This is a genomic window from Cryobacterium sp. BB736 (assembly GCF_014980265.1).
Taxonomy (GTDB): Bacteria; Actinomycetota; Actinomycetes; order Actinomycetales; family Microbacteriaceae; genus Terrimesophilobacter.
The window spans coordinates 53,689-76,055 of sequence record NZ_JABXWQ010000004.1 but is presented as its reverse complement, the minus strand read 5'-3'; the positions used below and the strand labels follow the sequence as shown (position 1 = coordinate 76,055).

The window sequence follows — 22,367 nt, the reverse complement described above, 5'->3', positions numbered from 1 at the left end:
GGGGAAGGAGGTCGGTATGACTGCGCGCACCGTTTTGCAGTCCTCTGACATCACCAGGGCGCTCACGCGCATCTCGCACGAGATCCTCGAGTCGAATCACGGCGGCAGCGACCTCGTCATCCTGGGAATTCCGACGCGCGGCGCCGTGCTGGCCGAGCGCATCGCCAGCATCCTCGACAGCATTGAGCCGGGCAGCGGCCAGGTCGGGACACTCGACGTCACGATGTACCGCGACGACCTCGGCCGGAACCCGACCCGCACGCCGCGGCCCACTCGCATCCCGTCCGGCGGGATCGACGGCAAGACCGTTGTGCTGGTCGACGACGTGCTCTACTCCGGGCGGACGATTCGCGCGGCGCTGGACGCGCTCGGTGACTTGGGCAGGCCGCGCGCGGTCCGGCTGGCCGTGCTCGTCGACCGTGGCCACCGGGAATTGCCGATCCGGGCCGACTTCGTCGGCAAGAACCTGCCGTCGTCCGCTGCCGAACGCGTCAACGTGCGTGTGCGCGAGGTCGACGGTGAGGAGCACGTCTCCATCGAGACACCGAGCCCATCGGAAGGGCAGGCGCGATGAGGCACCTACTGTCGACCCGCGACCTGACCCGCGACGACGCCATCGGCATCCTCGACGTCGCGGAGGACATGGCGGATGTCGCCAGCCGCTCGGTGCCGAAGCTTCCGACCCTGCGGGGCCGGACCGTCGTCAACCTGTTCTTCGAGGACTCCACCCGCACCCGCATCTCGTTCGAGGCCGCCGCGAAGCGGCTGAGCGCCGACGTCATCAACTTCGCCGCGAAGGGCTCGAGTGTCTCCAAGGGCGAGAGCCTGAAGGACACCGCGCAGACCCTCGCGGCGATGGGGGTCGACGCGGTGGTCATGCGTCACCCGGCATCCGGGGCGCCCAACGTGCTCGCGTCGAGCGATTGGGTCGACGCCGGTGTGATCAACGCCGGGGACGGCACCCACGAGCACCCGACCCAGGCGCTGCTCGACGCGTTCACCATCCGCCGCCGGCTGCACGGGGACGCCAGCCGCGGGAAGGACCTCGACGGGACCTCGGTGACCATCGTCGGGGACATCCTGCACTCGCGGGTTGCGCGGTCCAACGTGTGGCTGCTGGCCACCCTCGGCGCTCGCGTGCACCTGGTCGCCCCCGGCACGCTCATGCCGGTCGCGATCGACGGCTGGCCGGCGACGACGGGCCACGACCTGGACGAGGCGATCGACGCGGCACCGGATGTCGTCATGATGCTGCGCATCCAGGCGGAGCGGATGCAGGACGCCTTCTTCCCGAACGCGCGCGAGTACTCCAGACAGTGGGGACTCGACGACGAGCGACTGGCGCGTCTGGGCGCGGGTAGCATTGTCATGCACCCCGGCCCGATGAATCGTGGGCTGGAGATCTCTGCCAACGCCGCCGACTCCCCGCGGTCGACGGTGCGAGAACAAGTCGCGAACGGGGTGTCGGTGAGGATGGCTGTGCTGTACCTCCTGCTGGCTTCAGATCGGGAGGCGCTGCTCAAGTGAACCAAAGACTGCATGTGCGCGGCGCGACGCTCCCCGGAGGCTCCACCGCAGACATCCTGATCGAGAACGGCACCATCACTGGACTCGGCCGCAGCCTCGACTCCTCGGGCGCCACCAGCATCGACGCCGACGGGCTCATCGCGCTGCCCGGTCTCGTCGACCTGCACACCCACCTGCGGGAACCCGGCTTCGAGCAGAGCGAGACCGTGCTCACCGGCTCGCGCGCGGCCGCGGCCGGCGGGTTCACCGCTGTGCACGCGATGGCGAACACCTCACCGGTTGCCGACACCGCCGGCGTCGTCGAGCAGGTACAGGCCCTCGGACGGGCCGCCGGGTACGTCACCGTGCGTCCGGTCGGTGCCGTCACCGTTGGGCTCGCGGGGGAGCGTCTCGCCGAGATTGGCGCCATGGCGCGCAGCCGCGCCCAGGTGCGCGTATTCTCCGACGACGGCAAGTGCGTCTGGGACGCTCTCCTCATGCGCCGCGCGCTCGAATACGTCAAGACCTTCGACGGCGTCGTCGCGCAGCACGCGCAGGAGCCACGATTGACCCTCGACGCGCAGATGAACGAGGGAGCGCTGTCCAGCGAGCTCGGACTGGCCGGCTGGCCCGCCGTCGCCGAGGAGGCGATCATCGCGCGTGATGTCCTCATCGCCGAGCACGTCGGCGCGCGCGTGCACATCTGCCACGTCTCGACCGCGGGTGCCGTCGACGTTGTGCGTTGGGCGAAAGCGCGCGGCATCGCGGTGACCGCAGAGGTCACACCGCACCACCTGCTGCTCACCGAAGACCTCATCCGCGGCTACGACGCACGCTTCAAGGTCAACCCGCCGCTGCGCAGCGACGACGACGTGCGGGCGCTGCGCGCAGGGCTCGCCGACGGCACCATCGACATCGTCGCCACCGACCACGCGCCGCACCCGCTCGAGGCCAAGGAAGCGGAGTGGAGCGCCGCCGCATTCGGCATGGTCGGCCTCGAATCCGCGCTGTCCGTCGTGCAGGCATCCGTCGTCGACAGTGGAGAGCTCGGCTGGGCGGATGTCGCCAGGGTGCTGTCCGCTGCGCCCGCGGCGATCGGCCGACTCGACGGCTACGCGCAAGGCATCGCGGTCGGCGCGCCGGCCAACCTCACCCTCTACGACGCATCCGCCACCCGCGCCTTCGCGCCGGAGCACCTGAGCGGCAAGAGCATCAACTCGCCCTACTTCGGGCGGGAACTGCCCGGTCGGGTGGTCGCGACCATCCACGAAGGACGGCAGACGGTGATCGACGGTGAACTCGTCGCCGCCGAAGAGTTCGCCGACCGTGGCACGCACGAGGTGGCGCGTGGATAGGCTCGTCCCCGCCGCGATCGTGATCCTGGTCCTCGCGCTCATCCTCATAGCCATGTACCTCGGCTGGCGGTCCCGCAAACAGCGCCAGCGTGACATTGCGGTGCCCGAGGCCGCGCCGGCCGGGCTCGGCGCCGCACTGCACGAAAGCGACGCGCTGCACGCCGCGACGACCATCGCCGATACGCCGCTCGAGCGCGTCACCGTCGGTCCGCTCGCGTTCCGGGCGCGCGCGACGGTCTCCGTACACGAGGAAGGCGTGCTGCTCGAACTGCGCGGCGAGGATCCGGTGTTCGTGCCAGCCTCGGACATCGTCTCGGTGGAGCGCGCAACCTGGACCATCGACAAGGGCGTCGAGACCGGTGGACTGATCTGCCTGCGCTGGCGGCTTTCAGACACCGAGGTCGACACCTACCTGCGGGCGGCCGCGGACAGCGGACTGCTCGAGGCGATTGCCTCTGTCCTGGAAAGGGAGAACTAAGTGACAGCACCCCACAGCGCGGTACTCGTGCTCGAGGACGGCACCCGCTACGTCGGCACCGCGTACGGCGCACTCGGCCGGACGCTCGGCGAGGCGGTGTTCGCCACCGGCATGACCGGCTACCAGGAGACGCTGACCGACCCGTCCTATGCCGGCCAGATCGTGCTCATGACCGCTCCGCACATCGGCATCACCGGTGTCAACGGTGAGGACGGCGAATCGGACCGGATCTGGGTCTCCGGTTTCATCGTGCGCGACCCTGCACGCACCGTGTCCAACCATCGCGCCACCGGCAGCCTCGACGACGCCCTCGTCGAGCAAGGCGTCGTCGGCATCAGCGGCATCGACACCCGAGCGGTCACCAGGCGGCTGCGCGACGCCGGCGTCATGCGCGCCGGGATCTTCTCAGGGCCGGATGCCGCGCTCGGGGAGGACGAGCAGCTCGCTGCAGTGCGGGCATCCGAGTCGATGACCGGCCGCAACCTCTCGGCCACCGTCTCCACCCCAGAGCCGTACCTGCTCGAGCCCGAGGGCGAACGCATCGGGTCGGTCGCGGTGCTCGACCTCGGCGTCAAGGCGTCGACCCTCGCCTACCTGACCGCACGCGGTTTCGACGTGCATGTGCTGCCGCAGGCGACCACCAAGGACGAGCTGTTCGCGCTGAAGCCGGATGCGGTGTTCTTCTCGAACGGGCCAGGTGACCCCGCCGGGTCGGACAGCCACGTCGAACTGCTGCAGGCGGTGCTGCGTGAGCGGCTCCCGTTCTTCGGCATCTGCTTCGGCAACCAGCTGCTCGGCCGCGCCCTCGGCTACCAGACCTACAAGCTCCCATACGGCCACCGTGGCATCAACCAGCCGGTCGTCGACCGCGCCACCGGACGCACGGAGATCACCGCCCACAACCACGGCTTCGCTGTCGACGCGCCCGTCGACACGGTGAGCGACTCGCCCGCCGGGTTCGGTCGGGTCGAGGTGAGCCACGTCAACCTCAACGACAACGTCGTCGAGGGCCTGAACGCCCTCGACATCCCCGCATTCTCGGTGCAATACCACCCGGAGGCCGCCGCGGGACCGCACGACGCCAACTACCTCTTCGACCGGTTCCGGCAATTGGTCATCGATTCACGCACCACCACTGGAGACAAGGCCTGATGCCCAAGCGCAGCGACATCAACAGCGTTCTCGTGATCGGCTCCGGGCCGATCGTCATCGGCCAGGCCGTCGAGTTCGACTACTCGGGCACGCAAGCCTGCCGGGTGCTGCGGGAGGAGGGCGTGCGGGTCATCCTGATCAACTCCAACCCGGCGACGATCATGACCGACCCCGACTTCGCCGACGCGACCTACGTCGAGCCGATCACCTGGGAGGTCATCTCCTCGATCATCGAGAAGGAGCGGCCGGATGCGATCCTGCCGACCCTGGGCGGGCAGACCGCACTGAACGCGGCCATCGAACTGCACGAACACGGCGTGCTGGAGAAGTACGGCGTCGAGCTGATCGGCGCGAACCTGGACGCGATCCGCAAGGGCGAGGACCGACAGCTGTTCAAGGACCTGGTGCTCGCCTCGGGCGCCGACGTCGCCCGCAGCCACGTGGCGCACACCGTCGAGGAGGCGATCGAATTCGCCGAGGACCTCGGCTACCCGCTCGTCATCCGCCCGTCATACACCATGGGCGGGCTCGGCTCCGGCTTCGCCTACACCCGCGAAGAGCTCATCCGGATGGTCACCGACGGCCTGCACCAAAGCCCGACAACGGAGGTGCTGCTCGAGGAGTCGATCCTCGGCTGGAAGGAGTACGAACTCGAGCTCATGCGCGACAACTCGGACAACACCGTGGTGGTCTGCTCGATCGAGAACGTGGACCCGGTCGGCGTCCACACCGGGGACTCCATCACCGTTGCCCCGGCGCTGACCCTCACCGACCGGGAGTTCCAGAACCTGCGCGACATCGGCATCGACATCATCAGACGTGTCGGCGTCGACACCGGCGGCTGCAACATCCAGTTCGCCGTCGACCCGAAGGACGGCAGGGTCATCGTCATCGAGATGAACCCGCGCGTCTCCCGCTCGAGCGCGCTCGCAAGCAAGGCGACCGGGTTCCCGATCGCCAAGATCGCCGCCAAGCTGGCGATCGGCTACCGGCTCGACGAGATCCCGAACGACATCACCAGGGTGACCCCGGCGAGCTTCGAGCCGACCCTCGACTACGTCGTGGTCAAGGTGCCCCGCTTCGCGTTCGAGAAGTTCCCCGCTGCCGACACGACCCTCACTACGACCATGAAGTCTGTCGGTGAGGCGATGGCGATCGGCCGCAACTACGCCACCGCGCTGCAGAAGGCGCTCCGCTCGCTGGAGAAGCGCGGCTCATCGTTCCACTGGCTGGGCGAACCGGGGGACCCCGCCGAACTGCTCGAGCTCGCGAGCGTTCCCACCGATGGTCGAATCGTCACCCTTCAGCAGGCGCTGCGTGCCGGTGCGACCATCGAGCAGGCGCACGAGGCGACGGGCATCGACCCGTGGTTCCTCGACCAGATCGTGCTCATCAACGAGGTCGCAGCAGAGGTGGCCGCCGCGCCGAGCCTCGACGCAGAACTGCTGCGCCACGCCAAGAACCACGGCTTCAGCGACGCGCAGCTCGGACAGCTGCGCGGGCTCGACGAACACGAGGTGAGCGCCATCCGGCACAACGCTGGCGTGCGCCCGGTCTACAAGACGGTGGACACCTGCGCGGGCGAGTTCCCCGCCTTCACCCCGTACCACTACTCCAGCTACGACCAGGAGACCGAGGTCGAGCCCAGCGACGCCAAGAAGATCATCATCATCGGCAGCGGCCCGAACCGCATCGGCCAGGGCGTCGAGTTCGACTACTCGTGCGTGCACGCCGCGTTCTCGCTGTCGGAAGCCGGCTTCGAGACGATCATGGTGAACTGCAACCCGGAGACCGTCTCCACCGACTACGACACCTCTGACCGGCTCTACTTCGAGCCGCTCACCCTCGAGGACGTGCTCGAAGTGGTGGAGGCGGAGAAATCCAGCGGCGAACTCGTCGGCGCGATCGTGCAGCTCGGCGGCCAGACCGCTCTCGGGCTCGCGAAGGGGCTGCAGGACGCCGGTGTCCCGATCCTGGGTACCAGCCCGGATGCGATCGACCTCGCCGAGGAACGCGGCCTGTTCTCCGGCATCCTCGACGCCGCGGGCCTGCTCGCCCCGAAGAACGGCACCGCGACCGACAGGGACAGCGCGATCGCGGTCGCGGAGGAGATCGGCTACCCGGTGCTGGTGCGCCCCAGCTTCGTGCTCGGCGGGCGCGGCATGGAGATCGTCTACGACTCAGAGTCGATGGCCGGCTACTTCGAACGGGTCGCCGGTCAGGCGATCATCGGCCCCGGCTCGCCGCTGCTCGTCGACCGCTTCCTCGATGACGCGGTCGAGATCGACGTCGACGCGCTGTACGACGGCACCGACCTGTACATCGGCGGCATCATGGAGCACCTCGAGGAGGCGGGCATTCACTCCGGCGACTCGTCCTGCACGCTGCCGCCGGTGACCCTCGGGGACGACATCATCGACGCGGTACGCACCGCCACCCGCTCCATCGCCGAGGGAATCGGCGTGCGCGGGCTGCTCAACGTGCAGTTCGCGATCGGACAGGACCTGCTCTACGTGCTAGAGGCCAACCCGCGCGCTTCACGCACCGTCCCGTTCGTCTCCAAGGCGCTCGGCATCCCGCTGGCGAAGGCAGCGTCCCGGCTGATGGCAGGCGAGAGCATCGCCGAGCTGATCGCATCCGGGCTGCTCCCGGCGAAGGACGGCTCCGATGTGCCGATGGACGCGCCGGTGGCGGTGAAGGAGGCGGTGCTGCCGTTCAAGCGATTCCGGACACGCGAGGGCAGGATCGTCGACTCCGTGCTCGGCCCCGAGATGCGCTCGACCGGTGAGGTCATGGGCATCGACTCGAACTTCCCGAAGGCGTTCGCGAAGAGCCAGGCCGCCGCCTACGGCGGGCTTCCGTCCAGCGGCACGGTCTTCGTCTCCGTCGCCGACAGGGACAAGCGCGCGATCGTGCTGCCGGTGATGCGACTGCTGCAGCTCGGCTTCACGGTGCTTGCGACTTCAGGGACCGCGAGGATCCTGGCGCGGAACGGCATCGAGGCGACGGTCGTGCGCAAGCACTCCGACGTCCGCGCACCGGGGGAGCGCACCATCGTCGAACTGATCAGCGCTGGTGAGGTGGACATCGTCATCAACACGCCGAGCGGGCGCTCGGCGCGTGTCGACGGCTACGAGATCCGCACCGCGACGGTTGCCGCCGACAAGGCGCTGTTCACGACCATCGCGCAGCTCTCTGCCGCCGTGTCGTCGATCGAGACCATCCCGGATGGCTTCGACGTGCGGTCCCTGCAGGACTACGAGCGCGACCGCGCGGCGCGCCTGGCGAAATGAGCGCTGACCGGATGGCTCCGTTCGGTGAGCGACTGGCCGCCGCGATCTCCTCGCGCGGCAACCTGTGCGTCGGCATCGACCCACAGCGCACAGTGCTGAAGGCATGGGGGCTCGACGACACCGCAGACGGCGCGCGCGAGCTGGGCTTGCGGGTCATCGAGGCGTCGGCGGGGCGCGTGCCCGCGGTCAAACCGCAGGTGGCGTTCTTCGAACGCTTCGGAGCTGCAGGCTTCTCGGCCCTTGAGCGGGTGCTGGCCGCGGCGCGCGCCGCCGGCCTGCTGGTCATCGCCGACGCCAAGCGCGGCGACATCGGCAGCACCCTCGACGGGTACGGTGACGCCTGGCTCACACCGGGCAGCCCGCTGGAGGCCGACGCGCTGACCGTCAACCCGTTCCTCGGAATCGGTGCCCTGCGCGGCGCCGTCGACCTGGCCCACCACAACGGGAAGGGCCTGTTCGTACTCGCGGCGACCTCCAACCCGGAAGGCTTCGAGTCGCAATCCGCGGTGCTCGGCACCGGCAACCGGCAAGGAACCAGCGTCGCCGCGGGTATCGTCGAGGACGTGCGATCCCTCAACGCGGATGCCCGTGGTCCGGTCGGCTCGATCGGGCTCGTCCTCGGCGCGACCGCCGACTTCCCCGCCCTCGGCATCAACCTGGACGGCGTCGCCGGACCCCCTGCGACACCAGTGCTCGCACCAGGCTTCGGGCACCAGGGCGCCCAGCTCGCCGACTTCCGGCCGATCTTCGGGCAGGCAGCAGGAGCCACTCTCGCTTCGGTCTCCCGGACGGTGCTGAGCGCCGGGCCGCACCGGATCGTCGCGGCGATCGAGAGCGCGTCGGAAGAGCTCGCCGCGTGAGCCAGGTGAACCCGCCCGAGGTCGATCGCGCGGCCGCGTCGCGCGCCGCCGTCGCCGCACGTCGCGCGCGCGCACAAGTGAAACGCGCCGTCGCCGAGCGCACCCGCAGCGCCTCCGACGTGCTGGAGACCGGGCTGAGCGACGGCAGCAGCGCGGAAGCAAGCCTGCGCGTGCGGGAACTGCTCGGCAGCATCCCCGGCATGGGCCCGGTGCGCAGCGGCCGCGTCATGCAGCAACTCGGCATCGCGGATTCCAAGCGGGTCGGCGGTCTCGGCAGCCGGCAGCGCAAGGCGCTGCAGGAATTCCTCGCGCAGCGAGAGAGCAGCGGGACCAGGCCGGCGAGCCGGCTCGTCGTGCTGGCAGGGCCGACCGCGGTCGGCAAGGGCACCGTGTCCGGCTACATCCGGGAGAACTACCCTGACGTGCTGCTCTCGGTGTCCGCGACAACCCGCAAGCCGCGCCCGGGCGAGATCGACGGCGTCAACTACCACTTCGTCAGCGACGACGAGTTCGACCGGCTGATCGCAACCGGCGAGATGCTCGAGTACGCGACGGTGCACAACGCCTACCGCTACGGAACCCCGCGCGCCCCGATCGAGCGGGCGTTGAACGAGGGCCGCAGCGTGCTGCTGGAGATCGACCTGCAGGGTGCGCGCTCGGTGCGCAGCCAGATGCCGGACGCGACATTAGTGTTCCTGCTGCCCCCGACCTGGGAGGAGCTCGTCCGCCGGCTCATCGGCCGCGGCACAGAGGACAGCGCCGAACAGGCGCGCAGACTGGAGACCGCAAAGGTCGAATTGGCAGCCCAGGACGAGTTCGATTACCGCATCGTGAACGCCGAGGTAAGCCAAGCCGCGCGCGAGGTCGTAGACTTGATGTCGATCTCGAACTAAGTAATGAGGAGTTTTTTCATGGTTGAACGCGCCAAGGGCATCATCGACCCGCCCATCGACGAGCTGTTGACCAAGGTCGACTCCAAGTACGCGCTCGTGGTGTTCGCGTCGAAGCGCGCCCGTCAGATCAACGACTACTACGCCGATCTGCACGAGGGCAGCCTGTTCGACAACGTCGGACCGCTCGTCGATTCGACCATCGACGACAAGCCGCTCTCGGTTGCTCTGCACGAGATCAACGAGGGCAAGCTCGTCATGAAGCCGCTCGCCTCCTAGCGAGCCCAGACCCAAAGGCGGCAACGTGGGGGAGCGTCTGAACGTCGTCGTCGGAGTCACCGGCGGGATCGCCGCGTACAAGGCGGTCGGCGTCATCCGCTCGCTCGTCCTCGCCGGTCACGACGTGCACGTCGTGGCGACGGATGCCGCACTGCGCTTCGTCGGACGGCCGACTCTCGAGGCAATCAGCCGCAACCCGGTGCACACCGACCTGTACGAGGGCGTCGCGCAGGTCAGGCACGTCGCGATCGGGCAGGCAGCCGACCTGATCATCGTCGCCCCCGCGACCGCGAACACCATCGCGAAGATCGCCTTCGGACTCGCCGACGACCTGCTCGGCAACACCATCCTGGCCAGCACCGCACCGCTCGTGCTCGCGCCGGCGATGCACACCGAAATGTGGCAGAACCCGGCGACAACGCACAACATCGCCGTGCTGCGCGAACGCGGTGTCGTCATCGTCGGGCCGGCGAGCGGTCAGCTCACCGGCAGCGACAGCGGCCCCGGGCGCATGGTGGAGCCGGAGGCGATCGTCGAGGCGGCCCTCGCGGCACGCGGACCGCGTGACCTGGTCGGCAAGCGCATCGTCGTCACAGCCGGTGGCACGCGCGAGGCGATCGACCCGGTGCGCTACATCGGCAACCGCTCGAGCGGCAGGCAGGGCGTCGCCATCGCGGCAGCCGCAGCCACGCGTGGCGCGGACGTAACCCTGATCGCCGCGAACCTCGAGGTCGCGCCACCGGCATCCGTCGTGCTGACCCGCGTGTCATCCGCGCGGGAGCTTGCCGACGCGACCTTCGCCGCGGCCGCGACCGCTCACGTGGTGATCATGGCGGCGGCAGTGGCCGACTACCGGCCGGAGGCTGTCGCCGAGGGCAAGATCAAGAAGGAGACCCAGGGCGACCGGCTCACCATCGAACTGGTGCGCAACCCGGACATCCTGCAGACCCTCTCGGAGAACCGGCGTGACGGTCAGGTCATCGTGGGCTTCGCCGCGGAGACTGAAGAAGACCCGGGTGCGCTGCTCGAGCTGGGCCGCCGCAAGCTCGCCCGTAAGGGCAGCGACTTTCTGGTCATCAACAGGGTGGGCTGGGATGCAGGCTTCGGCACCGGCGAGAACTCGGTCGTAACCCTGAACAGGGCCGGGGATATAGTGATGGAGGCCTCTGGCCCCAAGGCGTCAGTGGCCGACCGTATTCTCGATCTGCTGTCCTGAACCGCTTCCTCTTTCACGTTGGGTGATCTATTGAGCACTGCCGCGCCACTGCGCCTCTTCACGAGCGAATCCGTCACAGAAGGACACCCGGACAAGGTCTGCGACCAGATCTCCGACAGCATCCTTGACGCGTTGCTGACCGTGGATCGCAGCAGCCGTGTCGCGGTGGAGGCCGTCGTGACCACCGGGCTGGTGCATGTCGTCGGCGAGGTGACCTGCTCCGGCTACGCCGACATCCCGACCATCGTGCGCCAGACCATCCTCGACATCGGCTACAACTCGTCCGACATGGGCTTCGACGGTGAGTCCTGCGGCGTTTCGGTGTCGATCGGCGCGCAGTCACCCGACATCGCGCAGGGCGTCGACCACGCGCTGGAAAGCCGCGCCGGCGCCTCCGACCCGCTCGACGCCCAGGGGGCCGGGGACCAGGGCATCATGTTCGGCTTCGCCACCACCGAGACGCCGCAGTACATGCCGCTCGGGAGCTGGCTCGCACACCGGCTCGCGGAACGGCTCGGCGAGGTGCGCAAGAGCGGAGAACTCGGCTACCTGCGGCCCGACGGCAAGACCCAGGTGACGATCGGCTACGACGGCGACGTGCCGCGCACCCTCGACACCGTCGTCCTCTCCACGCAGCACGTGCCGGAGGTCGACAACAGCCGGCTGTTCCCCGAGATCGAGGAGCTGGTGATCCGCCCGGTGCTGGAGAGCTCCGGCCTCGACGCCGAGAGCACACGCATCCTGATCAACCCCACCGGCCGCTTCGAGATCGGCGGCCCGATGGGCGACGCGGGCCTGACCGGGCGCAAGATCATCGTCGACACCTACGGCGGCGCCGCACGGCACGGCGGTGGCGCATTCAGCGGCAAGGACCCGTCGAAGGTCGACCGCTCGGCCGCGTATGCGATGCGCTGGGTGGCCAAGAACGTCGTCGCCGCCGGACTCGCCGACAAGCTCGAGGTGCAGGTGGCCTACGCGATCGGCAAGGCGCATCCGGTCGGGCTGTACGTGGAGTCGTTCGGCACCGCGCACGTTGATGAGAATCGCATCATCGAGGCCATCCGGGAGGTCTTCGACCTGCGTCCGGCCGCGATCGTGCGCGACCTCGACCTGCTTCGGCCGATCTACCGGCAGACCTCCACCTACGGGCACTTCGGCCGGGAACTCCCCGACTTCACCTGGGAGCGACTCGACCGCGTGGAGCAGCTGCGCAGCGCAGCCGGGTTGTAGCCATGAGTCAGGCATCCATCGCCCGGGTGCTCATCGACTCACCGTTGCCCCAGCTCGACCAGCTCTACGACTACCGGGTGCCGGACGCACTCGCCGAGACCGTCCGGCCGGGCGTGCGGGTCAAGGTCCCGTTCCGCAACCGGATCGCCAGCGGATACCTCGTCGAGCTCGCCACCGACGCGGACTTCACAGGCAAACTGAGCGACCTGGACTCTGTCGTTTCGGCTGCCCCGGTGCTGGCGCCTGAGGTCTGGGCGCTCGCTCGGCGTGTCGCCGACCGCGCCGGCGGTTCGGCGAGCGACGTGCTCCGGCTGGCGATCCCCAAACGGCAGGCGAGGGTCGAGACGGCCTGGCTGGGCAGGCAGCCGACCGACCCACCCGCTCCGATCGCCCCCGCCGACATCCCTGCCTTCGACGACGCGATGTTCGATGCGATCCTCGAACGCGGCGGCCGAGCCGCGGTCGACGCGGTTCCGCTGACCGCGCCGCTTCCTGATGGCCGCTGGGTTGGCGAATGGGCGATCGCGATGGCCGCGCTCGCCAGCCGGGCGCTGCCGCGCGGGCACGTCATCCTGGGCGTGCCGGACTACCGCGACCAGGAACAGCTGGTCGCCGCGCTCGAGGCGGTGCTGCCGGCGGAGCGCATCGTGACGCTTGACGCCAGGCAAGCCGACCGAGACCGCTACGCGGGCTTCCTGCGCTGCCTCGAGGAAGAGCCCGTGGTGATCGTCGGCAATCGGTCCGCGATCTACGCGCCGGCGGCGCGACTGGCCCTGATCGCGTTATGGGACGACGGTGACCCGCTGCACGCCGAACCGCTCGCACCGTACGTGCACAGCCGCGACGTCGCGCTCGTGCGGCAGGAGCAGCAAGGCTGTGCCCTCGCTTTCTTCGGGCACACCCGCAGCACCGAGGTGGAGCGCCTGGTCGAAGTCGGCTGGGTGCAGGCGATTGCCCCGCGGCGTGCGTACCTGCCACGCGTCATCCCGACCGCCTACCAGCGTGGCGAGGACCCACTCGCGCAGCGGGCCCGCATCCCCTCCGGTGCCTGGAGCGCCGCCCGCGACGCCCTCGCGGACGGACCCGTGCTGGTGCAGGTCGCCCGGCCGGGCTACTCGCCGCAACTGGTGTGCGCAAGCTGCAGGGTGGCGGCACGCTGTCGACACTGCGGCGGTCCGCTCGGGCTTGCCTCGCGCGGCGCGGCGCCGTCCTGCGGCTGGTGCGGCGCCATCGCCAGCGACTGGGCGTGCGACCGGTGCGCCGGCACGGAGCTGCGACAGGGCACGGGCGGCTCAACCCGCACGGCCGAGGATCTCGGCCGTGCCTTCCCCGGCGTCGCTGTCATCGTCGCCGACGGCGAACGGAACGTGCTCGGCGTGTCCGGTACCCCCGCGCTGGTGATCGCCACCCGCGGCGCAGAGCCCATCGCATCCGGCGGCTACCGGGCGGTGCTGCTCCTCGATGGGGAGCGGATGCTCGCGCGCGAGAGCCTCCGGATCGCCGAGGACTGCCTGCGCTGGTGGTCGAACGCGACCGCGCTGGCCGCGCCCGGCGCGCCGGTGATGCTCGTCGGGGTCAGCGGGAGCATCGCCACGGCCCTCGCCACCTGGCGGCTCGCCGACTACGCGAGAGCGGAACTGTCCGACCGGAAGCGGCTTCGCTTCCCGCCCGCGGTGCGCGCGGCGACCGTCACCGGCACCGCGGAGGAGGTCGCTGCGGCACTCGCGGTCGTCCCGGACGGGCCGGGGGTGGACGTGCTGGGTCCCGTCGCCACCGAGCGAGGCTCAGTGCGGGCGATCGTCCGTTTCGACTACTCGGCCGGCGGTGCGGTTGCGAGCTCGCTGCGCGCCGAACTCATTCGGAACGCGACCATCAGGCGCTCGGCCGTGCCGCCGAACCGCAGGCCGGCGCCGCCTACACTGAGAGTCCGGTTCGACGATCTCGAACCGTTCACCGACGAGTCCTGACGGCATCGGAAGCGAAGAATCAAGGAGAGTGAGCGCCGGTGCGCCTGGTGTTTGCGGGAAGCCCAGAGACGGCCTTGCCGAGCCTGGCCGCGGTGGCGGCGAGCGGGCACGAGCTGGTCGGCGTCGTCACGCGGGAAGATTCCCCGCACGGGCGCAAGCGTGAGCTTCGTGCCACCCCGATCGCCGAGGCAGCCGCGGAACTCGGGGTCCCGGTGATCAAGGCGAACCGGCTGGCGGGACCGGCGACGGAGGCGATAGCGGCACTCGCACCGGACCTCGGCGTCATCGTCGCCTACGGCGGACTGGTCCGCAAACCGCTGCTGTCGCTGCCAGAGCACGGTTGGATCAACCTGCACTTCTCACTGCTGCCGCGGTGGCGCGGAGCAGCGCCGGTGCAGCACGCGATCATCGCCGGCGATGACCTGACCGGCGCGACAGTCTTCCGGCTGGTAGAGGAGCTCGACGCCGGCGACGTCTACGGGCAGCTCACCCAGCAGATCGCCGGACACCAGACATCCGGATCATTGCTGGCCGAACTCGCCGACAGCGGCGCCAGACTGCTGGTGGACGTGATCGACGCGATCGCAGGCGGCACCGCATCACCCCAGCCGCAGAGCGGCGACGTCACCCTCGCCCCCAAGCTGACCCTGGACGACGGCCGCGTCGACTGGGCCCGCAACGCCCGGGAAGTCGACAGCCGCATCCGCGGAGTCACCCCGGAACCGGGCGCGCACACCACCATCGACGGGGCTCGTCTCAAGATCCTCGACGCGACCCCCGCACCGGATGCGGCGCCGTTGCCGCCTGGACGCATCCGGTTCGTCGAAGGCCGCGTGCTCGCGGGCACAGCCGACCACCCGATCGAACTGCTCCAGGTGCAGCCGGCAGGGAAGACCGCGATGCGCGCGGGCGACTGGTGGCGCGGGCAGCGCACAGAAGAGCTGGTGACGCAGTGAGCCGCGAGGGCGGACGCGAGTCGCGCGCCGAACGCCCCGGGCGCGCGGCCAGGCGAGTCGCGTTCGACGTCATCCGGGCGGTCACAGAGTCGGATGCCTACGCCAACCTGCTGCTGCCCACTCGGCTCGCGCGCGCCGGCATCAGCGGCGCTGACGCCGGCCTCGCCACCGAGCTCACCTATGGGACGCTGCGTCAGCTCGGCTACTACGACAGCGTCATCGAACTCGCCGCGCGGCGCGGCGTCGACGCCATCGACCCGCCGATCCTCGATGTGCTGCGACTGGGCGCGCACCAGCTGCTGGGCATGCGCGTGGCGCAGCACGCTGCGGTCGACGAGTCGGTGGAGCTCGCCCGCGAGGTTGGCACTCGGTCGAGCACCGGTTTCGTCAACGGCGTGCTGCGCACGATCAGCCGGACCGGAGCCGAGGAATGGCGGCAGCGGGTGCTCGCCGCACCGAAGAGCGGCGACGACCGGCTGGCTGCGGAGCACTCGCACCCGGCGTGGGTGGTCAGGGCCTTCCGGCAGGCGCTGCGGGCAGAGGGCAGGGAGAACGAGCTCGAGGCGCTGCTCGAGGCCGACAACCTCGCCCCACGCGTCACCCTCGCAGCACTACCCGGCCTGGCGAGCGCCTCCGACCTCGACGGCGCGGATCCGGGCCGGTTCTCACCGTTCGCGGCGGTCAGTCCCGGCGGCGACCCGCGGCGCTGGCCTGCTGTGCGCGACGGGAGGGTCAGGGTGCAGGACGAAGGATCGCAGCTGGCTGCCTTAGCCCTCACTCGTGCTCGGCCGATCGGCACGGGGGAGCGCTGGCTGGACCTGTGCGCAGGCCCCGGTGGCAAGACGGCGCTGCTCGCCGCAGAAGCGCTCGGCAGCGACGTCGAGCTCATCGCGAACGAGTTCGTGCCGGCACGTGCAGAGCTCGTGCGCAACGCGGTCGCGGCGTTCGAACGGCCCCCGGTGGTACGGGTGGGCGACGGGCGCAGCATCGGCGAGAACGAGCCGGGACGCTACCACCGCATCCTGCTCGACGCGCCCTGCACCGGGCTCGGCGCACTGCGCCGGCGCCCGGAGGCCCGGTGGCGCAAGCAACCGCGGGACGTGCCGGAACTCACGACGCTGCAGGGCGAACTGATCGACTCGGCGGTCGCGGCGCTCGCGCCGGGCGGATTGCTCGCCTACGTCACCTGCTCGCCGCACGTGGCGGAAACGCGTGTGATTGTTGAGCGGGCGGTCGCGGCCGGGCTGGAGCAACTGGACACCCCCGGCGTGCTCGGCAGGGTCACGAACCAGCCGCTCGAGCTCGCCGACGCCCTGCACGCGCAGCTGTGGCCGCACCGGCACGGCACCGACGCGATGTTCATCGCGCTGCTGCAGAAGCCCGCCGAATAGGCTGGCCAGCATGGCGCGCATCAACCCCAGCATCCTGTCGGCCGACTTCGTCAACCTCGAGCGGGACATCGCCGCGATCGCAACCGCCGACCTCGTGCACGTGGACGTCATGGACAACCACTTCGTACCCAATCTGACGTTCGGCCCGCAGATGGTGGGGCGGATCCAGGACGTGTCCCCGATCCCGCTCGACGTGCACCTGATGATCGACGACCCCGACCGGTGGGCGCCCGGGTACGCAGAGTTGGGCGCGTTCTCGGTCACCTTCCACGCCGAGGCGGCGACGGATGCCGTCGCGCTCGCCAGGCGACTGCGGCAGATCGGCGCCCGCGCCGGGCTCGCGGTGAAGCCGGGCACGCCGATCGACGACTACCTCGAGGTTCTCGGCGAGTTCGACCAGCTCTTGGTGATGACCGTCGAGCCGGGCTTCGGCGGACAGAAATTCATGCACGACATGATGCCGAAGCTGCGTCGCGCGGCCGACGCTGTGAAGGCATCCGGACTCGACGTCTGGCTGCAGGTCGACGGAGGCATCGACGCCGACACCATCGGCATCGCCGCCGAGGCCGGAGCCGACACCTTCGTCGCCGGCTCCGCGGTGTACGGCGCGGGCACCGCGGCCGACAACATCCAGTCGCTGCGGGCAGCGGTCGCGGAGCACACCCACGCCTGAACAGCCGCCTCATCTGCTTGGATGGTGCGATGAGCGATTTCAACAAGTCCAAGCCGGAGATCGACTTCTTCGAGGGCGAGGCGCCCACCGATCTCGTGATCACCGACATCGACGAGGGTGACGGAGCAGAGGCGACCCCCGGCTCGACCGTCGACGTGCACTACGTCGGGGTGGATCTGGAGTCCGGCGAAGAGTTCGACTCCTCTTGGAGTCGCGGCCAATCGGTGAACTTCCCGCTCGGCGCGCTCATCGCGGGTTGGCAGGAGGGCATCCCGGGCATGCGCGTCGGAGGACGCCGTCAGCTCGTGGTGCCGCCGCGTCTGGCCTACGGCGAGGCAGGCACCGGCCACGAACTCTCCGGCCGCACCCTGATCTTCGTGATCGACCTGCTCGGCGTCTCCTAGCCCAAGCAGCCTGCCGCCAGCAGGTAACGTTGTACGCGTGAAGACCTTCGACGACCTGTTCGCAGAACTGGGAGAGCGGGCAGCGACCCGACCGGCCGGTTCACGCACGGTCGAACTCCTCGACTCCGGGGTGCACTCGATCGGCAAGAAGATCGTCGAGGAGGCCGCAGAGGTGTGGATGGCCGCAGAGCACGAGGGCGAAGAGCAGACCGCGCTGGAGATCTCCCAACTGCTCTACCACCTGCAGGTGCTCATGCTCGCGAAGGGTCTGACGACTGCCGATGTCTACCGACATCTGTGATCGCCTTTCCTCCACCACCCACCCACGTGAGCGCCGCTTTCGGCGGCGAGTTAAAGAGCTGACATGACACTGAAAGTCGCGGTGCCCAACAAGGGCATGCTCTCCGACACCGCCACCCAGATGCTGGGCGAGGCCGGCTACGTCGTCCGACGGGACTCGAAGGAACTGATCGTCTTCGACCCGGCCAACGACGTCGAATTCTTCTACCTGCGACCGCGGGACATCGCGACCTATGTCGGAAGTGGCGCGCTCGATGTCGGCATCACCGGCCGTGACCTGCTGCTCGACTCCGGGTCGAGCGCGACCGAGATCGGCGGGCTCGACTTCGCCGAGTCGACCTTCCGGTTCGCCGGCCCGGTCGGCCGATTCACTGAGCTCGCGGACCTCAGCGGCCTGCGCGTCGCGACCAGCTACACGGGACTGGTCGGCCGCTTCCTGAGGAAGCAGGGCGTCGACGTCGAACTCGTTGCGCTGGACGGCGCGGTCGAGTCGGCGGTTCGCCTTGGGGTCGCGGATGCGGTCGCCGACGTCGTCTCCACCGGCACCACCCTGCGCCAGCAGGGGCTCGAGGTGTTCGGGCCGATCATCCTGGAGTCGACCGCGGTGCTGATCAGCTCCGGCAAGGACCTGCCCGGTCTGTCCACCTTCCACCGCCGCCTGCAGGGAGTGCTGGTCGCCCGCCAATACGTGCTCATGGACTACGACCTGCCCGCCGACCTGGTTGAAGCCGCATCGGCTATCACGCCAGGGCTGGAGTCGCCGACGGTGTCCCCGCTGCGCGACACCGGCTGGGTTGCGGTGCGCGTCATGGTGCCCAGCGCCGGCACCAACCAGCTCATGGACGAGCTGTACGAGCTGGGCGCACGCGCCATCCTGGTCAGCCCGATCCACGCGGCACGGATCTGACATGGCCGTCGCCATCAGGGTCATCCCCTGCCTGGACGTCGCAGACGGCCGAGTGGTCAAGGGCGTCAACTTCCTGAACCTGCGGGACGCAGGCGACCCGGTCGAGCTCGCCGCCAAGTATGCGGCGCAGGGCGCCGACGAGCTCACCTTCCTCGACGTCACCGCGACAGTCGACAACCGGTCGACTACCTACGACATGGTCGCGCGCACCGCAGAGCAGGTGTTCATCCCGCTCACCGTCGGCGGGGGAGTGCGCAGCACGGATGACGTCGGCCGGCTGCTGGCGGCCGGCGCCGACAAGGTGGGGGTCAACAGCGCGGCCATCGCCCGGCCAGCGCTCATCGAAGAGATCGCCGACCGATTCGGCGCGCAGGTGCTCGTGCTGTCCCTCGACGTCAAGCGCACCGACCGTGGGTTCATCGTCACCACCCACGGTGGCCGCCGGGAGACTGACCTGCTGGCCCTCGACTGGGCGAAAGAGGCCATCGAACGCGGTGCGGGCGAACTGCTGGTCAACTCGATCGACGCCGACGGCACCAAGGCAGGCTACGACCTCGAGTTGACCGCCGCGATGCACGAGCTCAGCTCGGTGCCCGTGATCGCCTCCGGCGGCGCCGGCGCACTCGAGCACTTCGCGCCAGCGGTGCACGCGGGCGCGGACGCGGTGCTTGCGGCATCCGTCTTCCACAATGGGGAACTCACCGTCGGCGACGTCAAGGGCGCGCTGGCCGCCGACGGCATCAGCGTCAGGGGAGCGTGACATGGACGACGCGGAACTGGATGCGGTGCTCGAGGCCGCGGTATTCGACGATCGCGGGCTGCTGCCGGCCGTGATCCAGGAGCAGAGCACGAAGCAGGTGCTCATGCTCGGCTGGATGAACCGCGAGGCGCTGAAGCGCACCCTCACCGAGGGCCGGGTGACCTTCTGGTCCAGGTCACGGCAGGAGTACTGGCGCAAGGGCGACACCTCCGGGCACGCGCAGTACGTCAAGGGCGCCGCCTTCGACTGCGACAACGACACCCTGCTGGTGCAGGTCGAGCAGGTCGGCGCCGCGTGCCACACCGGCGCGCACGCGTGCTTCGACGTCGGCCCGCTCACCCCGGTCATCGGGGCGGCCCAGTGACCACGTCCCGCGCGCAGTTCGGCGCGCTCATCTCAGGCCACAAGGTGGTCCCGGTCATCCGCACCCTGTTCGCGGATGGGGAGACGCCCGTCGGGATCTACCGGAAGCTGGCCGGTGACGCGCCGGGCACCTTCCTGCTCGAATCCGCCGAGCAGGGCGGCATCTGGTCCCGCTACTCGTTCATCGGCGTCGCGAGCTTCGGTGTTCTCACCCAGGGCTCGGATGCCGCCCTCTGGCAGGACTTCGGCCTCAGCGCGGACCGGGCGCTGGGCGACGACGCGCCGACCGAGCCGCTCGCCGCGCTCGCGCGATTGCACGAGCGGTGGCGCACCCCCAAGGTCGATGGCCACCCGCCGCTGACCGGCGGTCTCGTCGGGCTGATCGGCTGGGAGGCCATACGGCAACTGGAGCACCTCCCCGAGGCGCCCGCGGCCGACTACGAGATCCCCGGTCTGGCCATGAGCTTCGTCTCCGAACTCGTGGTCGTCGACCACAGGGACGGTTCGGTGCTGCTGATCGCCAACGTGCTGGCCGACGGCGCGGACCCGGATGACGCCTGGGCGGATGCGCAGGCCCGCCTCGACTCGCTGCAGCGGCGGCTCGCGCAGCCGGCCGAGGCGTTTCTCGCCGAGGTCGACCTGACGACCGCACCGACGCCGTCGTCGCGCATCGAGCGTGCCGCGTTCGTCGAGTCGGTCGAGCGTGGCAAGCAGTACATCCGGGACGGTGACGTCTTCCAGGTTGTGCTCTCGCACCGCTTCGACCACGAGGTGACAGCGGACCCGCTCGACGTGTACCGGGTGCTGCGCACCCTGAACCCGAGCCCGTACATGTACTACCTGTCGCTTCAGGACCCAGCCGGAGCGCAGTACTGGGTGGTCGGTTCGTCCCCTGAGGCGCTCGTGAAGGTCAGCGGCGGCCGCGTCTACTCGCATCCGATCGCCGGTTCCCGGCCGCGAGGCGACAACCCCGAGCACGACCTCGAGCTCGCCGAGGAGCTCCTCGCCGACGACAAGGAGCGCTCGGAGCACCTGATGCTCGTCGACCTCGCCCGGAATGACCTGCTGCGGGTGTGCACTGCCGGCTCGGTCGAGGTGACCGAGTTCATGCAGGTGGAGCGGTTCAGCCACATCATGCACCTGGTGTCCTCGGTCGAGGGCGACGCCAGGGCCGACGTCAGCCCGATCGATGTCTTCACCTCGACCTTCCCGGCCGGCACGTTATCCGGCGCGCCGAAGCCGCGCGCGCTGGAAATCATCGACGAGCTCGAACCGGCGCAGCGCGGCCTGTACGGCGGGGTCGTCGGCTACTTCGACTTCGCCGGCGACCTCGACCTGGCGATCGCGATCCGCACCACCACGATCGCGGGCGGGGTGGCGAGGGTGCAGGCCGGTGCAGGCATCGTCGCCGGCTCGAACCCTGACAGCGAGTACGAGGAGACCCGCAACAAGGCGGCGGCGCCGCTGCGCGCTGTCGCCGTCGCCAACGCCATGCGGAGAGTGCGCGGATGACCCCTCGCCGGTTGAAGACCGTGAGCCTCCTCGCCGGGGTCCTGTTGCCGGCGCTCATGCTGCTCGCGTGGACCCAGCCCTGGTTCATGGTTGAACTCGGCGCGGTCACGGCGGAGCCGGTCCCCGCGGGCGGAGACGTCGCCGGGCCGGCGCTGCCGGCGCTTGCACTGGCCGGGCTCGCCCTCGTCGCGGCGATGGCCATCGCGGGCACGCTCTTCCGCGTCGTGCTCGCGGCGGTGCAGACGGCGATCGGTTTCGGCGGTGTCATCGTCGCCTCCGCAGCGATCGCGAACCCGGTTGGCGCGGTCTCCCGGCTGGTGACCGACCTGACCGGAGTGTCAGGGGAGTCGTCGCTGCGCGAGCTTGTCACCGCGATCAGCCCGACACCATGGCCGTGGCTGGCCATGGTCAGCGCCGCCCTGCTGGCCGCCCTCGGCATCCTGAACCTCGTGACGACACGCCGCTGGCCGGGCGCGTCCCGCAAATATGAGCGCTCAGCGCCAGCCACCGTGCGGGGAGCCGCAAGCGACTGGGATGCATTGAGCGAGGGCAACGACCCGACCGAGCAGGGCGAGCAGGGTTCCGCCTCCCGCTAGACTGACTACGGTCAAAGCCCCATGAGAACTGGAGTGAAATTGAGCAACTCGAACATCGGCGACCCCGGCCACGGCCACTCACCGGCCGCCTGGACCGCGGTGATCATCATGCTCGCCGCGTTCGCGATCGGCACTGGCGCGTTCTGGTTCGAGATGGAGTGGCTCGTCTGGGCCTCCGCCGGCCTGGTTGTCGTGGGTCTCATCGTCGGCTGGGTGCTGAAGCGCGCCGGCTACGGCGCCGGCGGCGAGCGTTACCAGCCTAAGAAGACCCACTGACCG

23 protein-coding genes are annotated in these 22,367 nt (G+C 69.6%); all 23 read left to right on the top strand.

The window, feature by feature from the left end; all coding sequences use genetic code 11:
• The first annotated feature begins 16 nt into the window (after positions 1 to 16).
• The 23 genes from pyrR to IRG63_RS09760 all read left to right on the top strand — a co-directional run bounded on the left by pyrR (position 17) and on the right by IRG63_RS09760 (position 22,364).
• Entirely contained in the window at positions 17 to 574 is a 558-nt protein-coding gene (gene pyrR, locus IRG63_RS09870) for a bifunctional pyr operon transcriptional regulator/uracil phosphoribosyltransferase PyrR (RefSeq protein WP_168627314.1), read from the top strand.
• Positions 571 to 1,527, top strand: coding sequence for an aspartate carbamoyltransferase catalytic subunit (locus IRG63_RS09865; protein WP_168627313.1), 957 nt, complete (start codon positions 571 to 573; stop codon positions 1,525 to 1,527). Before pyrR ends, IRG63_RS09865 begins: the two co-directional genes overlap by 4 nt.
• On the top strand, positions 1,524 to 2,861 hold the full coding sequence (locus IRG63_RS09860) for a dihydroorotase (protein WP_193510008.1): 1,338 nt from the start codon (positions 1,524 to 1,526) through the stop codon (positions 2,859 to 2,861). The genes IRG63_RS09865 and IRG63_RS09860 overlap by 4 nt, the downstream gene beginning before the upstream one ends.
• On the top strand, positions 2,854 to 3,339 hold the full coding sequence (locus IRG63_RS09855) for a hypothetical protein (RefSeq protein ID WP_193510007.1): 486 nt from the start codon (positions 2,854 to 2,856) through the stop codon (positions 3,337 to 3,339). The genes IRG63_RS09860 and IRG63_RS09855 overlap by 8 nt, the downstream gene beginning before the upstream one ends.
• Positions 3,340 to 4,491 (top strand): glutamine-hydrolyzing carbamoyl-phosphate synthase small subunit, encoded by a 1,152-nt coding sequence (carA, locus tag IRG63_RS09850; RefSeq protein WP_193510006.1) that lies wholly within the window; start codon positions 3,340 to 3,342, stop codon positions 4,489 to 4,491. It abuts the gene before it with no gap.
• Positions 4,491 to 7,784: a carbamoyl-phosphate synthase large subunit gene (gene carB / locus IRG63_RS09845; protein WP_193510005.1), complete on the top strand. Its 3,294-nt coding sequence runs from the start codon at positions 4,491 to 4,493 to the stop codon at positions 7,782 to 7,784. The genes carA and carB overlap by 1 nt, the downstream gene beginning before the upstream one ends.
• Positions 7,781 to 8,644, top strand: coding sequence for an orotidine-5'-phosphate decarboxylase (pyrF, locus tag IRG63_RS09840; RefSeq protein ID WP_227412041.1), 864 nt, complete (start codon positions 7,781 to 7,783; stop codon positions 8,642 to 8,644). Before carB ends, pyrF begins: the two co-directional genes overlap by 4 nt.
• Positions 8,641 to 9,537, top strand: coding sequence for a guanylate kinase (gmk, locus tag IRG63_RS09835; RefSeq protein ID WP_168627308.1), 897 nt, complete (start codon positions 8,641 to 8,643; stop codon positions 9,535 to 9,537). The genes pyrF and gmk overlap by 4 nt, the downstream gene beginning before the upstream one ends.
• 18 nt (positions 9,538 to 9,555) lie before the next feature.
• Positions 9,556 to 9,813, top strand: a complete 258-nt coding sequence (gene rpoZ, locus IRG63_RS09830; RefSeq protein ID WP_168627307.1) for a DNA-directed RNA polymerase subunit omega — start codon at positions 9,556 to 9,558, stop codon at positions 9,811 to 9,813.
• 37 nt (positions 9,814 to 9,850) lie between these two features.
• A complete protein-coding gene (coaBC, locus tag IRG63_RS09825) occupies positions 9,851 to 11,029 on the top strand; it encodes a bifunctional phosphopantothenoylcysteine decarboxylase/phosphopantothenate--cysteine ligase CoaBC (protein ID WP_193510263.1) in 1,179 nt (392 codons plus the stop codon).
• Between the two features lie 30 nt (positions 11,030 to 11,059).
• A complete protein-coding gene (metK, locus tag IRG63_RS09820) occupies positions 11,060 to 12,259 on the top strand; it encodes a methionine adenosyltransferase (protein ID WP_227412040.1) in 1,200 nt (399 codons plus the stop codon).
• Between the two features lie 2 nt (positions 12,260 to 12,261).
• Positions 12,262 to 14,226, top strand: coding sequence for a primosomal protein N' (locus tag IRG63_RS09815; RefSeq protein ID WP_193510004.1), 1,965 nt, complete (start codon positions 12,262 to 12,264; stop codon positions 14,224 to 14,226).
• Positions 14,227 to 14,264: 38 nt separating this feature from the next.
• Entirely contained in the window at positions 14,265 to 15,182 is a 918-nt protein-coding gene (fmt, locus tag IRG63_RS09810) for a methionyl-tRNA formyltransferase (RefSeq protein ID WP_193510003.1), read from the top strand.
• Entirely contained in the window at positions 15,179 to 16,573 is a 1,395-nt protein-coding gene (locus tag IRG63_RS09805; RefSeq protein ID WP_193510002.1) for a transcription antitermination factor NusB, read from the top strand. Before fmt ends, IRG63_RS09805 begins: the two co-directional genes overlap by 4 nt.
• Positions 16,574 to 16,583: 10 nt before the next feature.
• Complete coding sequence (rpe, locus tag IRG63_RS09800; protein ID WP_168627303.1) at positions 16,584 to 17,246, top strand: ribulose-phosphate 3-epimerase; 663 nt, start codon at positions 16,584 to 16,586, stop codon at positions 17,244 to 17,246.
• A gap of 29 nt (positions 17,247 to 17,275) precedes the next feature.
• Positions 17,276 to 17,650 carry an FKBP-type peptidyl-prolyl cis-trans isomerase gene (locus IRG63_RS09795; RefSeq protein WP_168627302.1) on the top strand — a complete coding sequence of 125 codons (375 nt, stop codon included), beginning with the start codon at positions 17,276 to 17,278 and terminating at the stop codon, positions 17,648 to 17,650.
• A 37-nt stretch (positions 17,651 to 17,687) separates the two neighbouring features.
• Positions 17,688 to 17,951, top strand: a complete 264-nt coding sequence (locus IRG63_RS09790) for a phosphoribosyl-ATP diphosphatase (RefSeq protein WP_168627301.1) — start codon at positions 17,688 to 17,690, stop codon at positions 17,949 to 17,951.
• 63 nt (positions 17,952 to 18,014) lie between these two features.
• Complete coding sequence (gene hisG, locus IRG63_RS09785) at positions 18,015 to 18,857, top strand: ATP phosphoribosyltransferase (RefSeq protein WP_168627300.1); 843 nt, start codon at positions 18,015 to 18,017, stop codon at positions 18,855 to 18,857.
• Position 18,858: 1 nt separating this feature from the next.
• Positions 18,859 to 19,617 (top strand): imidazole glycerol phosphate synthase subunit HisF, encoded by a 759-nt coding sequence (gene hisF / locus IRG63_RS09780; protein WP_193510001.1) that lies wholly within the window; start codon positions 18,859 to 18,861, stop codon positions 19,615 to 19,617.
• 1 nt (position 19,618) lies between these two features.
• Entirely contained in the window at positions 19,619 to 19,981 is a 363-nt protein-coding gene (gene hisI, locus IRG63_RS09775; protein ID WP_168627298.1) for a phosphoribosyl-AMP cyclohydrolase, read from the top strand.
• Positions 19,978 to 21,492, top strand: coding sequence for an anthranilate synthase component I (locus IRG63_RS09770; protein WP_370566228.1), 1,515 nt, complete (start codon positions 19,978 to 19,980; stop codon positions 21,490 to 21,492). Before hisI ends, IRG63_RS09770 begins: the two co-directional genes overlap by 4 nt.
• On the top strand, positions 21,489 to 22,088 hold the full coding sequence (locus IRG63_RS09765) for a Trp biosynthesis-associated membrane protein (RefSeq protein WP_193509999.1): 600 nt from the start codon (positions 21,489 to 21,491) through the stop codon (positions 22,086 to 22,088). Before IRG63_RS09770 ends, IRG63_RS09765 begins: the two co-directional genes overlap by 4 nt.
• Before the next feature lie 39 nt (positions 22,089 to 22,127).
• The gene (locus IRG63_RS09760) at positions 22,128 to 22,364 is read left to right on the top strand and encodes a DUF6704 family protein (RefSeq protein ID WP_227412039.1); all 237 of its coding nucleotides are present in this window, start codon (positions 22,128 to 22,130) and stop codon (positions 22,362 to 22,364) included.
• Positions 22,365 to 22,367 lie beyond the last annotated feature (3 nt).

Bases quoted from the DNA above. Each gene is read 5' to 3' on its own strand.
- pyrF (WP_227412041.1), top strand. From the start codon at position 7,781: ATGAGCGCTGACCGGATGGCTCCGTTCGGTGAGCGACTGGCCGCCGCG.
- IRG63_RS09765 (WP_193509999.1), top strand. From the start codon at position 21,489: ATGACCCCTCGCCGGTTGAAGACCGTGAGCCTCCTCGCCGGGGTCCTG.
- hisG (WP_168627300.1), top strand. From the start codon at position 18,015: ATGACACTGAAAGTCGCGGTGCCCAACAAGGGCATGCTCTCCGACACC.
- IRG63_RS09865 (WP_168627313.1), top strand. From the start codon at position 571: ATGAGGCACCTACTGTCGACCCGCGACCTGACCCGCGACGACGCCATC.
- rpe (WP_168627303.1), top strand. From the start codon at position 16,584: ATGGCGCGCATCAACCCCAGCATCCTGTCGGCCGACTTCGTCAACCTC.
- rpoZ (WP_168627307.1), top strand. From the start codon at position 9,556: ATGGTTGAACGCGCCAAGGGCATCATCGACCCGCCCATCGACGAGCTG.
- hisI (WP_168627298.1), top strand. From the start codon at position 19,619: ATGGACGACGCGGAACTGGATGCGGTGCTCGAGGCCGCGGTATTCGAC.
- pyrR (WP_168627314.1), top strand. From the start codon at position 17: ATGACTGCGCGCACCGTTTTGCAGTCCTCTGACATCACCAGGGCGCTC.
- IRG63_RS09795 (WP_168627302.1), top strand. From the start codon at position 17,276: ATGAGCGATTTCAACAAGTCCAAGCCGGAGATCGACTTCTTCGAGGGC.
- carB (WP_193510005.1), top strand. From the start codon at position 4,491: ATGCCCAAGCGCAGCGACATCAACAGCGTTCTCGTGATCGGCTCCGGG.
- IRG63_RS09815 (WP_193510004.1), top strand. From the start codon at position 12,262: ATGAGTCAGGCATCCATCGCCCGGGTGCTCATCGACTCACCGTTGCCC.
- hisF (WP_193510001.1), top strand. From the start codon at position 18,859: ATGGCCGTCGCCATCAGGGTCATCCCCTGCCTGGACGTCGCAGACGGC.